Raw genomic sequence first — 12,529 nt, 5'->3', positions numbered from 1 at the left:
CAATACCGCTACAGACGCTATTTTGAAGCATAGACTGTGTCAAACTAGGCATGCTTGCGCCATTTTAATAAGGAATGGCCATGCGCTTCTTTTTTTGGCGCTTTTGGCCTTATTTACAATTTCACTGCTTTAATGAACGCTCTTAAACCTGCCTTTATCTCTACTAAAGCCCATGCGTATAAACCTTAGTATTGCGAACCCGCAGCTAAATGGGTTAACCCTAGCAATTGGCTTTCTTTGCCTTCTGAAGCTAACCTACGCTTACTTTATCCCCCTTAACCTTATTCCCTACCTCATCCACGATGATTTTTTATTCTATCGACTCGCTAGCCACCTAGCAGAACTGAAATGGCTTGGCCCTTATGAGGCCACGACATTGATTAAAGGGTTTGTCTATCCTGGGTTTATTAGTATCTCGTTATATACCCACCTTCCCATTCGGATTTTAGAGGCGGCATTAGTTTGCCTTAGCTCCTACTATTTCCTTCGCAGCATGCAAACGTTTTGGAATAAAACACTGCTCGTCCTATTATTTGCGACGCTACTTTTTTACCCATTGCAATATGGGGCGACCGAATTTCGCTTGGTACGTGACACCATTTATCCGCAACTGATGTTGCTCCTTGTGACATCGTTATTTTTTATCTACCTTCAGCCGAAGATCCAATTTAATTGGCGCAAGAGTTTTCACGCGGCAGTTTTTGCATTAGCCTTATTTTTATTTCTCAATACTCGAGAAGAAGGTATTTGGATTTTACCGGCACTAGGCTTTCTTTTGCTCTTTATTGTTGTTCGGTATTACCAACAAAAAAATCTGCTTTCTTTACTCAAATGTACTATTGTGGCGAGCGTTGTTTTTGCAGTCTTGCACCTGGGCCTTTTGGCTACCAATGCCAGGGCTTACCACAGCGCTGTGACGACCATCTTTCAAGATAAGGCATTTAAACATGCTTACCCTGCTTTACAGCGTGCATCTTCTGCTCGCTTACCCCTTGACGGCATGGCTAACCGTGACTGGGAAAAGTTATATCTCATCTCGCCTGCCGCCTTAGAGCTTAAGCCTTATCTGGAGAGTAAGCATTACGCCAACTGGGCTAAAGTCGGTTGCGCCACTCTTCGCTCCTTGGGTCAAGATATGTCCCAGTCTAATTGTGACCAAGCGGTTCCCGTAGGGCATTTTATGTATGCATTTTTAGATGCCATTGCCAGTGCTGGATACAAAAGCTTGCCGGAGGTGCTGGGCTTTTTAAACCGCCTTAGTGGGCAAATTAATCAAGCTTGTGATCAAGCACGCATCATTTGCAAATCCTACAATACGAGCACGATCGACTTTGCATTACTTAAGGAGCCTGGCGCAATGGGGAGTATTGCGCACCTTATCAAGCAAGCGCTCATGATTACCGTCAGCTATCAAAATCCAACCCTAGCCCAAATCACTCCAACACTAGAAGGAAGGGAGCCTTATTACGAGATGAAAAAACGTTTGCGGGCCTTTGGTTTTGATAGTCCATTTAAAAATCTTCAATTACACTCAGAGCAACTTACACTCAGTGCCTACCCATTAGCAATGGGTGGTAGTGGTGTAGTTGATCGAATTAGTTATGTCAATGGCATTTTGACGGTGGGTGGCTGGGCAATGACCCAAAGCAATCAGCCTTTTAGCCTAATAGAAGTTGAACTGAATGGGCGTCCCCTGTGCACTGTTAGTCCAGATGGATTTCGCCCTGATATGGCGCATCTTAGTACCCAAAACCTCGGCTTTTTATGTTCAGCAGTGGCCGCAATTACCCCGCAAAAGCCAGTTGTATTGCGCGCCTATGGAGTTGATCCTAACACCCGCACTAAATTCCCTTTAATTCTTTCAGATGCAGTGCGTGCCAGCCTCACGAACGAGTGGAATGAGGCTTGTTACCTTGAGGCTAACCCAGCAATTAAAGAAGCGGTAGTGGCTGGGCGTATGACAGCACTGATGCACTGGAATACCTTTGGCGTGCATGAAGAGCGGCCCTGTGCACCCCTTTTTAATCCCCTATATTCACCCCAAAAAACTTACTGGAATGCGCGAGTGAGTATTTTGGCCAACTCGCTCTTAGAGACACTCTTTTTTTGGAACTCGAAGCTCTATCACTATTTTAATCTGCTCTTTGTACTAGTAATACCGCTTTCCTTTGGGCTTTTGTATAAACAAAAAAATAGTGCACTACTCCTTTTAAGTAGTACTTTAGCGCTGCTATTTTTCACGCGCATTGTAGTAATTTCTATATTAGATTATTTAGGTCTCGCGCCCATTTGGCCAATCTACCTGATGAGTGCTTTTTATGCCTACTTTATCTTGGGCTGCGTAGCGCTTGTGCATCTCTTATCCTTGTTACCAAACTATTGGCAACAACTACAAGGTCGCAGATCTATCTAACTAATAGAATTGGCTACTTATGCTAATAACGCAAAACTATCTTCGCCGCCAGATAAAACCTAGCGTTTAAAGTGTTTGGCAATCTGCTGCATAGCTGTTGTTGCAGAAAAAAAAGTGGTAGCTAGCTCGGTGCACCGTGCACTTAGGTTGGCATCGGTTTGACGTAGGTGCTGCACAGTCAAAGTAGCTTCTAACAGCTGAGCTGAATCAGTGATTGCTACTCCCACTCGGTTTTTTTGCACCACCTCTAGTAAATCATTATCAGGATTAACAAGCGCAACAATGGGTAAGCCAGACTGTAAATAGGTTAATAACTTACCCGGAATATTGTGGGTGGTGTGCCTAGAATCTAAGGCTATCAAGCCGATATGGCACTGCGCAAAAAGACTAGGAATAAACGCCGGATCAATTTCATCTAAAAAGAGGATATTGGTTAAGCCTGCATGCGCAGCACTCGCTTTTAAGCGTGGGACTTCGCTACCGCGCCCAACAAATAATAGGCCCAAGTTAGAATACCCCTCCAAGGACCGAGCTAAATCTAGGAGCGCGTCCATTCCTTGGGCTAAACCCATATTGCCAGCGTAAACCAAGATTGTTTTACCTTTAAGTAGGGTATTTGATAGCGTTATAGGACAATTCAATAGCGTCGGTGCACCGATCCAGTTCCAGAGCACCTCCATCTTTTTATTAAGATCAGGAAATTGGCGCTCTAAATACTGAGCGTTATTAGGAGATTGTGCGCCGATCACATTAGCCTGTGCATATTGATAGCGCTCCACCTTTTTTAAAAAGGTATAGATCGGGCCTTTTTTTAATACCCCTAAATCAAGCGCCCAATCAGGAAAAAGATCGCGCAAAATTAAATAAGCAGGGCAGCTAAACTTTTTTTTAAGGCGACGTACCAAGGGTCCCCAGAAAATCGTGGGCGAATACCAAATTACACCATCAATTTTTTTATGCTGAAGTGCAGAAGTGCTTTGCAAATAAAACCAAATCCAAAAGGGATTGATGAACTCGGCTAGAGTGCGGCGCACGTAATTAACATCTTTGGTTTGAAAGGCTCGCACCGTAATTACTTCGCAACCGTGGTGCACCTCACGTTTAACTCTATTAGCCTGTGAAGCCACTGGAACAATCACTGTGATTGCGTGGCCAGCCTTTCGAAACGCTTGGCCCAAATCAAAGAGTTGCACAGCGCCTGAGGTACGCATCGGGGGATACGCATCGGTCACAATTAGAACGTGAAAAGCCAAAAACTTAATCCTGTTTCCAGGTTTTTTGATTGATGAAGTCGGTGTAACTCAACAGAATACGTAATACCTTTGCAGAGACGTTGGTAGCAGCGTAATCGGCGACCATCGCCAGCCCGCGCTTTGTCCCGCGGCCTTGTGTTTTTAAAACTGCCAAGGCTTGTAATACCCGCTCTGGATTCAAGCCTACCAACATCACTGCGCCCTCCTCCATTCCCTCTGGACGCTCATGCACGGCGCGCAAATTAAGGGCTGGAAAGTTTAAAATAGAAGACTCTTCGGTAATCGTGCCACTGTCTGAGAGTACACACTGCGCCTGAGTTTGCAGTGCGATGTAATCAAAAAACCCAAAGGGTTTATGTAAGCGCACAAGGGGATCAAGTTTAAGTTTGGCTGCAGCCAAACGGGCTTGGGTACGCGGATGAGTAGAAAAGACAATCGGTCTTGAAAATTGCTTAGCCAAGGTATTTAGTAAGCCAACAAGTTTGGCAAGGTTTTGAGGGACATCAACATTTTCTTCACGGTGCGCGCTTACCACAAAATATTGCAATGGCTTTAAATTGAGTTTTTTCAAAATCCGTGAGCGCTCAATTGATTTTGCATAGTACTGGAGCACTTCACGTAAGGGGCTTCCGGTTTGAATAATCTGGTCGGGTGGTAAGCCTTCGCGAAGTAAATATTCTCGCGCAATTGTGCTGTAGGGTAAATTAATATCTGCAATGTGATCCACAATGCGCCGATTGATTTCTTCGGGCACACGAAAATCAAAGCAGCGGTTGCCAGCCTCCATATGGAAAATGGGTATGTGACGCCGTTTAGCAGCAATCGCAGCTAGGGCACTGTTGGTATCACCCAAAATCAACACCGCTTGGGGTGCGTAGCGTTCAAGCGCTTGATCGGCCCCCATAATCACCTGACCGATAGTGATGGCTGGTGTCTGGCCGGCAGCCTCTAAAAACACATCGGGCTTACGAATTCCGAGTTCTTCAAAAAAAATCTGATTTAGCTCGTAATCGTAGTTTTGCCCGGTGTGAACAAGTACATGCTCACATTCGCTATCAAGCTTAGCAATCACACGTGACAGGCGAATAATTTCAGGGCGAGTACCCACGATTGACATGACTCTTAGCCGCGCACTTGCTTGAGACTCACGCGTACCTGGGCTAGATTTTTTGAGCTTGGCGGGGGTTTTCCTGCTTGGCTTAGTTGCTGACTTAGTTGCTGACTTCGTTGCTAACTTCGTTGCTGGCTTAATCATGTAGCACCTTTGTAATCAGGGGCGACTGCATGAGGAGTGCTTTAATCGCAGCTACATCCAAACGCTGGGTATTGTGTGAGGTGTAATCATCTTGTTGAGAAAGCGCTAGCTCGCCTTCACTAAAGTATTTGTCGTAATTCAAATCGCGCCCATCTGCTGGAATCCGGTAGTAAGCTCCAAGGTCTTCGGCGCGCGCCATCTCTTCACGCGAAACCAAGGTTTCATAGAGCTTCTCGCCATGTCGGGTACCAATGATTTGCAGTGCATTGGGTTTTTGCAAGAGTTCAGTAAGTGCCAAAGCTAAATCACCGATCGTTGAACTTGGTGATTTTTGGACAAAAATATCACCGGGCCGTGCATGCTCAAAAGCGAACAAAACGAGATTAACGGAGTCATCTAAAGACATTAAAAAGCGGGTCATATTGGGATCGGTAATTGTTAAGGCCTGACCGCTTTGCAGTTGCTTGATGAATAATGGGATTACGGAACCCCGCGAGCCCATCACATTACCGTAGCGGGTTGCACACACCACGGTTTTATTATGCTTTCCCAGATTTGATAAACGCGCCTTAGCGACCATCACTTTTTCCATCATTGCCTTTGACAAACCCATGGCATTAATCGGGTATACCGCCTTATCGGTACTTAGCACTACGCAGCGCTCAACCCCACTGGTAAGTGCAGCGCGTAGTACATTTTCAGCGCCCAAAATATTGGTCTGCACGGCTTCCATCGGATAAAACTCACACGATGGCACCTGTTTTAGTGCGGCAGCATGAAATACGTAGTCCACGCCCTGCATAGCGTCCATCACACTATCAAAATTACGTACATCGCCAATGTAAAACTTTACCCGCTCGTTTTTTAAAGCAAGGCGCATGTCTTCTTGTTTTTTTTCATCACGACTAAAAATCCGAATCTCACCCACATCCGAATGCAAGAAACGCTCCAACACAGCGGTGCCAAACGAGCCTGTGCCACCAGTAATTAAGAGGGTTTTATTTTTGAACATAGCAAGTCCAATGGGTGTGCATACGCGAGATTAATTCAGGCCAATCTGGCGTATGGTAACCAGTCGCTTTTTCAAACCGCGCGCCATTTAAGGATCGATCCAAAATCGGGTTGGCAGAAGGCACTATCGCAATATCCATATTAAACGTGTTCGCAACCATCTGTAGCAAATCGAGTTTCGTAATGGGCTGCGCAGATACCTGATATAAGCCGTTTAGCTTGGTATTGGGTATAACTACATCGCGCAGAATTTCTGCCAGTATAACGGTGGGTAGACCTGAGAAGACGGCCCGGCTATAACCAGGGCAAGAGCCAGTTTGAGCCATAAACCAAGCCAATAGGCCATGGCTGGCTTGACTGGGTAATTCCGGACCAATGATTGAGGTGCGTAAGGTCATGGAATTGGGGCTACTTAACTCGCCCAAATACTTGCTTTTGCCATACCAGTCTTGCGCATCGCAAATATCCTCTTCGGTATAACCCCCTTTTTGCCCTGAGAAGACACAATCAGTACTAATGTGAATCAAGCGCACGGCGTGCTTTGCACACCACTGCTCCAAACGGTGTGGCAAAAGTGCATTTAGCGTAATGGCCGCTATTGGATCATTAGCGCTTTGGTCTTGCTTAATTAAACCCACGCAATTAATCACTACATCGGGTTTGGCTAAATCTAAAGCATCTTCAAGCGCTACTAAATCGGTAACATCCACACCTGCGATCACCTTGTCTGCATAAGCCGGCAAAATACTCTGAAGCATTTTTTTGGCTTTGCTACTTCGTACGGTGCCTACTACATGCCAATCTCTCACGCTAGAGAGTACTTCAAACAACATGTGGCCGAGCATGCCATTGGCGCCCAAAATTAAAATTCGTAGTGATTGAGAAGCAGAATTCATGCAAGTGTCGATCGGTTTTGCATAGCTATATCACCTAAAAAAGTAAATGTTTCTGAGGCACACTGCTGCCAAGCATACTCTTTTGATAACGCTAACGCCTTTGTTTGGTTGGCTTGTCGCAGCTCAGGTGAATGAATCAAGGTATCAAGTGCATACATTAAAGATGGGGTTGATTCAGGATCAAAATAGGCTACGCAATCTTTGGCAATTTCAGGCATAGCGCTACGATTAGCGCAAGCCATGGGTAAACCCATGGCCATCTCTTCGAGCAAAATAATGCCAAAAGTTTCACACGAGGAAGCAAAAACGCCCACTTGCGCTGCTTGATATTTGGCCTTTAAATCTTCCGTTAAAAGTGGGCCTAGGTATTGCGCCCACTCGCCCTGTGGATCTAAGGCATGCAACTGCGACTGCAATTGCCTAAGGACCTTTGGAACTGCTGGGCCGATAAACTCCAGCCGCAAGGGTAATCCCTCCTTACGTAGGGCTGCCACTGCTTTTAATACTGTCCCAGGGTGTTTATAGGCGTCAATATTGCCCACGCATAAAATTAAAAACGGCTGCGCTTGAGAATATTGATTAATTGACAGCGGCATAGTTAGCGCTGCCAGATCAATCTGAAAGTTAGGAACGAGGCCATGCGCAATCACTTGCGTTGGACAAGCTAAAGAGCCAGTTACTCGTTCAACTGCAGATTTTGCGTAGCAGCTGAGAAAAATGAGACCTTGTGCTCGACGAAAACTAAAGGTCTGCACCCACCGTAAAAGTAACATTTTGAGGGTGTATAAAGAAAAGCTACTTCGGCAAAGCTCACGCCACTCAAAGGGAAGTAAATTTTGACTCATGAGCACCCGCGGCGAAAAACTGCCAACAAATGAACCACCTGGCACAAAAAGAATATCGCATTGATTAGCACGTACTTGTTCACTTAAATAGCGCACCTGCCAAAATATCCGCCATAACAAACCCCGATTAAGCATTGCAATGCTCATTTTACGTAGCCACGGTGCGTCCGGTAAACGGGTAAGCGTTATATCCCCACCCCAGACAATGATCTCTGTAAAGGTATGGCTCTTAGGACTAACCGCGCGTAATAATTCAGCTAAATGGGTAATGCCCCCACCTTGGCGTAAATTACTCGCATCAATGCCAATACGAATAGGTTTTAGTAAGCCCATTAAAACCCCTGCACTAGTTTTGCCAGTACGCGTGCACTAATCCATGCTGGCGTCTTAGCTAGAGCACGCCAACGAATCGGTGTATCAGATTCACTACTTAATAAATGCGCAGCTAAAAGTAAGTAGCCAAAGCGGGGCACTGGTAAATCTTGAGGGTTCCCTAATAGATAGGTTATGGCACTAGCTAATTCGGGAATTTGAGTGCGTACAAAATTGCGACGTAAAGCATGCATGGCAGCTCGATTCTCACGCGCATTTACCTTTGAGAGTGCACTGGGTAAATTGCGATATAAAAAAAGGGTTGAATTTACATTACCTAAACGCGCACCACTTTGTACCATGCGACACCACAAATCATAATCTTCTACGGGTACGCCAGGATGGTATTGTAGTTGATGCTTTTCTAAAAACGCTGCGCGCAGTAAAACCGAGCCGTGGGCAAAAGGGACGGTGCAAACGAGTGTCACCAAAATACTGCTAGAGGAAAGGGGCATTGGAATAGCCTGGCCCCATCGTCCATTTGCATCGATTTGCTGCACATGACAACCACAAGCATCCAAATTATCTTTTTCCATAAGCGCTACTTGAAGAGCTAAACGCGTAGGTAAACTCACATCATCTGCGTCCATACGGGCAATAAATACTCCTTTAGCTTCTTGCAAACCTAGATTCAATGCGCCCGTTAAACGCTTGCCTAATCCTTTAATAATTCTCACCCGCGCATCGCGCGCAGCAGTTGCTTGCAATATCGCCAGCGACATATCACTTGATTCGTCATAGACCGCTAGAAGTTCAAAATCCGTGAAAGTTTGAGTAAGGATACTCTCTAGCGCTTCTGATAAATGCGCTGCTGCATTAAACACCGGCAGTACTACTGAGACTCGGGGTGATATTTCAGGCATGTGCGCCATTACTTAAGTACAAAAAGAAGTCTATTACTTACTTTGCACATAAACGCTGCATGACAATATGACCAAAAACAAAATGCACATCTTCAGCCAGCTGCATATCATCAGCGTCTACCCAAATTACCTGCTGCGCTTTTTCTTTGAGTCGCCCGCCCCGGTAACCACAAAGCCCCAAGGTGATAGCGCCATGACTATTGGCGTAATCAACGGCACGAATCACGTTTTCCGAATTGCCACTGCCAGATAAGGCAATCACCAGATCGCCTGGCTCTAAAATATTTTTGAGTTGCTCACTAAATACATCCTCAAAAGCAATATCGTTGGCGTACGACATTAATAAACCCACGTTATCCACTAAGCTACGACCCCGAAAAGGCACGCCATGACTTAAATAAATGCTTTTATTCCAATCGTTAATATAGTGTAAAGCCGTTAAGGAACTCCCTCCATTACCAAGCGTAATTATTTGTTTACCTGCCTTCCAAGCGGATTCAATAAGAGCCACAGCACGATCGATTGCTGCGTGATCGAGTTGTTTTAAAACATGACTTAAACGCTCGGTATAGGTTAGCGCACTTGTTTGATTGGTAGAGGTATTCATAGACGGTTTCTTTTTATATTTACGCTTGCGAAAAAATTATTTGACTTCCCAAAGCCTCAAACTGAACAGGTACCCGGCGGAGTGGCGCTAGGGCTTTCTCAATAGCAGGGTGGGTTTCTGGCGGGCCATAGAGCATTAAAAACCCCCCTGCCCCTGCTCCCAGTATTTTGCCACCCAATGCTCCTGCATTGCGGGCCTTCTCATACCAGGAATCGATCGTATTCTCACTAATGTCAGCCAGCAGGCTTTTTTTGAGCATCCATCCCTCATGCAATATAGAGCCAAAGCTATCTAGCTGATTATTATTTAAATCATCTCGCAAGCGATAGGCTAAACCCACCATCTGGGCCATCACTTCTTGACTAGTAGAACTTTCAATCAGTAACTGTCCTTGGCGGCGCAATAAATCACTAGCCAAGCGCGTTTTGCCGGTATAAAAAAGTAATATTCCTGCTTGCAACTGGGTTTGGGTCGCAGCTGAGCACATCATGGGCTCAACTACAACAGATCCATCAGAAGCAAACTCAATAAAATTAAAACCGCCTAGGGCACTCGCATATTGATCTTGCTTACCTATGGGGTCATGGCACAAATCTAACTCTACATGACAAGCCTCTTGCGCCAATTGCAATGCAGAAACGGAGTCGCCCAAATATGCATGTAGGGCATTTAAAAGGCCAACCGTAAACGTACTCGAAGAACCAAGGCCAGTTCCACTAGAGGGAATATCAGCAATCGTAGTAATTTCAATTCCACCATGAATTTTTAATAAGGTTAGCGCATTGCGTACCAGCGGATGCTCAATCTGCGCGACCTCTTTGACTTCTTCATTTTTGGCATAGCCAACCCGAATACCCTGATCAAATTTAGGATTGACATTGACATACACAAAATGATTAATGGCTGTGCTAATTACTGCACCGCCAAATTGCTGATAGTAAGCAGGCAAATCACTGCCGCCACCGGCAAAGCTCATGCGTAAAGGAGTTTTACTAATAATCATTTTTTCCGTAACTTATGCCAAGTCTCATCCTAAGCCTTGTCCTTAACTTAAACCTTAACCTAAACCCAAATCCAAAACGCGTTGGGCGTTCTTGCGACTCTCTAGTACGACTGGATTTTCATCTAAAAGGCGCTTTTCATAAATACTAACAGCCTCCTCTAGCGTTTTAGCACGTAGGGCGTATTCGCGTAAGACCCGCTCTTTACGCACTAACTCGTCAATCTCGACAAACCAGGTATGTACGCCAGGACACTGCACAGCCGGCGCTAGGGCTGCCCCCACTACACCCTCAATGATGATTACATCTTGAACGCCTATCGTGAGACTTTGTTTTATTGCTTGAGCCGCGCGGGCCTTTTTATCGTAAATCGGTACTGCTAGGGTCATGGGCTCATGACGATTAACGCAAGCCTTAAGTAAGTTCGTAATTGCCTGCACATCGTAGCGACCCAAGACACCATACTCACGCTCATCTTCTGGCCTTAACCAGCCATCTAAAGCAAGGGTATGCGTAGTGATGCCGCGCTCCATCAGCGCTTCTTTTAAGGCGCTAGCGAAAATACTTTTGCCGCTACGCGATAGTCCGCCGATCACGATCACCTCTCCAGGCATCACCGGTAAAACCCATTCTTTACATTGCTTTAAAAGCTCGGGGTGGGTCTTGAGAATAAATTCCACTGCCATCGCTAAATTAGGCAAAGTGTAATCAGCCACAATGGGATAGCGCGCGTCAAGTCCGCCATAACCGGTTTCTAGAAGAATGGAACGCACACCAGCATTGTGGGCAGTTTGCATATCCACTGTGGTGTCGCCGATAAACCAAGAATGTTCTAGATCGATATTCCAGTCTCTCTGCGCCTCTTCAATCATGCCAATGGCAGGTTTGCGACATTGGCACGGTATTTTTAGTGCGGCAACTTCTCCAGCAAAGCCTGCATCGGGATGATGGGGGCAATAGAGGATACGATCTAAATAAGCCCCTTCGCGGCCGAGTAAAGTCTCTAACTTATTGTGAATGCCTTGTAGCTCATTAACAGTGCAATCACCCCGCGCAATCACAGGTTGATTGGTAATCACAATAGCGCGGTAAAGCGACTCATTTAAGCGTTTGAGCGCTGCGCCCACTTGCGGTAATAAGCTCAACTGCTCTGGCTGATGCAAATGATGTACCTCGTGAATTAATACGCCGTCCCGATCTAAAAACACGGCCCGTTGTGGCTCCTTCAAACTAAAGGCAGTAATGCGCCCACTAATAAAATCCTTTGTTACTTTATCTAAGCGTGCAGGCGTGCCACAATCCTTAATGTATTCAGGGCTGATATATCCCAGCAGCTCTTTGCTTTCAGTTAGTAAAGCAGGGAAAAGATCGCGCCCAAAATCCATGAGCTGAGGCGAAGTCTGCGAAGTGAGCTGCAGCGTGGTCTTAAGTTTGGTTCGCCACGTAGTCTGCCAACTCGCTAATGCGTTTTTACGTACTACATATAAACCGGCATTAACTAAATTAGGTAAAAAAACTTCTGGCGAATGCGGATAAGGATGAAAGGCGATCACCTGCCCAGTAGAATTAAGTTCTACTAAATCTGAGTCATGGGGATGATCGTTAGGATGCAAAAATAAAGTTGCCGCCACTTCAGGATGCGACGCGTGAAACTTAGTCATGCGCGCAAGGTCCGCCTCTAACATGGTGTCACCATAGACTACTAAAAAATCATCAGCTAAATAATCCCATGCTGCAAAGGTTGCCCCGGTAGTTCCTAAAGGTACACCATCATTAATGAATGTGATCTTTAAACCCCAGTTTTGATGCGTCTCACAAAACTTATAAATCGCCTCGGCCTGATGATTTATAAGTAAAACTACCTCATCAATACCAGCGTATTTAAGTAACTCGATTTGGCGTTCTAATAAAGCTTTGCCGGCAATATCGATGAGTGGTTTAGGTAAACCGTTTAAACGCGCTGCTAAACGAGTGCCTTTACCTCCCGCAAGGATGACAGCTTGCTTTACCATC

The 12,529-nt window shown here is 45.6% G+C and carries 10 protein-coding genes; 1 reads left to right on the top strand and 9 read right to left on the bottom strand.

Going from position 1 to position 12,529, the window contains the following annotated elements; translation table 11 throughout:
• Positions 1-172: 172 nt before the first annotated feature.
• On the top strand, positions 173-2,413 hold the full coding sequence (locus tag LZT21_RS09540) for a hypothetical protein (RefSeq protein WP_233990448.1): 2,241 nt from the start codon (positions 173-175) through the stop codon (positions 2,411-2,413).
• A 59-nt stretch (positions 2,414-2,472) separates the two neighbouring features.
• Here the strand turns inward: LZT21_RS09540 and LZT21_RS09535 are convergent, their stop codons facing one another.
• The 9 genes from LZT21_RS09535 to LZT21_RS09495 form a co-directional block, all read right to left on the bottom strand.
• Positions 2,473-3,666, bottom strand: a complete 1,194-nt coding sequence (locus LZT21_RS09535) for a glycosyltransferase family 4 protein (RefSeq protein ID WP_233990447.1) — start codon at positions 3,664-3,666, stop codon at positions 2,473-2,475.
• A gap of 4 nt (positions 3,667-3,670) precedes the next feature.
• On the bottom strand, positions 3,671-4,783 hold the full coding sequence (gene wecB / locus LZT21_RS09530) for a non-hydrolyzing UDP-N-acetylglucosamine 2-epimerase (RefSeq protein ID WP_233990768.1): 1,113 nt from the start codon (positions 4,781-4,783) through the stop codon (positions 3,671-3,673).
• Positions 4,784-4,913: 130 nt separating this feature from the next.
• Positions 4,914-5,933 (bottom strand): polysaccharide biosynthesis protein, encoded by a 1,020-nt coding sequence (locus LZT21_RS09525; RefSeq protein WP_233990446.1) that lies wholly within the window; start codon positions 5,931-5,933, stop codon positions 4,914-4,916.
• Positions 5,920-6,828 (bottom strand): SDR family oxidoreductase, encoded by a 909-nt coding sequence (locus tag LZT21_RS09520; protein ID WP_233990445.1) that lies wholly within the window; start codon positions 6,826-6,828, stop codon positions 5,920-5,922. The genes LZT21_RS09525 and LZT21_RS09520 overlap by 14 nt, the downstream gene beginning before the upstream one ends.
• Positions 6,825-8,006: a glycosyltransferase family 1 protein gene (locus LZT21_RS09515; protein WP_233990443.1), complete on the bottom strand. Its 1,182-nt coding sequence runs from the start codon at positions 8,004-8,006 to the stop codon at positions 6,825-6,827. The genes LZT21_RS09520 and LZT21_RS09515 overlap by 4 nt, the downstream gene beginning before the upstream one ends.
• The gene (locus tag LZT21_RS09510) at positions 8,006-8,908 is read right to left on the bottom strand and encodes a glycosyltransferase (protein ID WP_233990441.1); all 903 of its coding nucleotides are present in this window, start codon (positions 8,906-8,908) and stop codon (positions 8,006-8,008) included. Before LZT21_RS09510 ends, LZT21_RS09515 begins: the two co-directional genes overlap by 1 nt.
• A gap of 37 nt (positions 8,909-8,945) precedes the next feature.
• Positions 8,946-9,515, bottom strand: a complete 570-nt coding sequence (locus LZT21_RS09505) for an SIS domain-containing protein (protein ID WP_233990439.1) — start codon at positions 9,513-9,515, stop codon at positions 8,946-8,948.
• Positions 9,516-9,534: 19 nt separating this feature from the next.
• The gene (locus tag LZT21_RS09500; protein WP_233990438.1) at positions 9,535-10,518 is read right to left on the bottom strand and encodes a GHMP kinase; all 984 of its coding nucleotides are present in this window, start codon (positions 10,516-10,518) and stop codon (positions 9,535-9,537) included.
• A 54-nt stretch (positions 10,519-10,572) separates the two neighbouring features.
• Positions 10,573-12,528 (bottom strand): HAD-IIIA family hydrolase, encoded by a 1,956-nt coding sequence (locus tag LZT21_RS09495; RefSeq protein ID WP_233990436.1) that lies wholly within the window; start codon positions 12,526-12,528, stop codon positions 10,573-10,575.
• Position 12,529 lies beyond the last annotated feature (1 nt).

The sequence above is a fragment of the Polynucleobacter sp. IMCC 30228 genome, assembly GCF_021395205.1.
GTDB lineage: Bacteria > Pseudomonadota > Gammaproteobacteria > Burkholderiales > Burkholderiaceae > Polynucleobacter.
The sequence above is the reverse complement of the archived record's forward strand: the minus strand, read 5'-3'. Positions and strand labels throughout refer to the sequence as shown.

Excerpts from the sequence above, each read along its gene's own strand:
- LZT21_RS09540 (WP_233990448.1), top strand. The coding sequence starts at position 173 with ATGCGTATAAACCTTAGTATTGCGAACCCGCAGCTAAATGGGTTAACC.
- LZT21_RS09495 (WP_233990436.1), bottom strand. The coding sequence starts at position 12,528 with ATGGTAAAGCAAGCTGTCATCCTTGCGGGAGGTAAAGGCACTCGTTTA.
- LZT21_RS09505 (WP_233990439.1), bottom strand. The coding sequence starts at position 9,515 with ATGAATACCTCTACCAATCAAACAAGTGCGCTAACCTATACCGAGCGT.
- LZT21_RS09500 (WP_233990438.1), bottom strand. The coding sequence starts at position 10,518 with ATGATTATTAGTAAAACTCCTTTACGCATGAGCTTTGCCGGTGGCGGC.
- LZT21_RS09525 (WP_233990446.1), bottom strand. The coding sequence starts at position 5,933 with ATGTTCAAAAATAAAACCCTCTTAATTACTGGTGGCACAGGCTCGTTT.
- LZT21_RS09515 (WP_233990443.1), bottom strand. The coding sequence starts at position 8,006 with ATGGGCTTACTAAAACCTATTCGTATTGGCATTGATGCGAGTAATTTA.
- LZT21_RS09520 (WP_233990445.1), bottom strand. The coding sequence starts at position 6,828 with ATGAATTCTGCTTCTCAATCACTACGAATTTTAATTTTGGGCGCCAAT.
- wecB (WP_233990768.1), bottom strand. The coding sequence starts at position 4,783 with ATGTCAATCGTGGGTACTCGCCCTGAAATTATTCGCCTGTCACGTGTG.
- LZT21_RS09510 (WP_233990441.1), bottom strand. The coding sequence starts at position 8,908 with ATGCCTGAAATATCACCCCGAGTCTCAGTAGTACTGCCGGTGTTTAAT.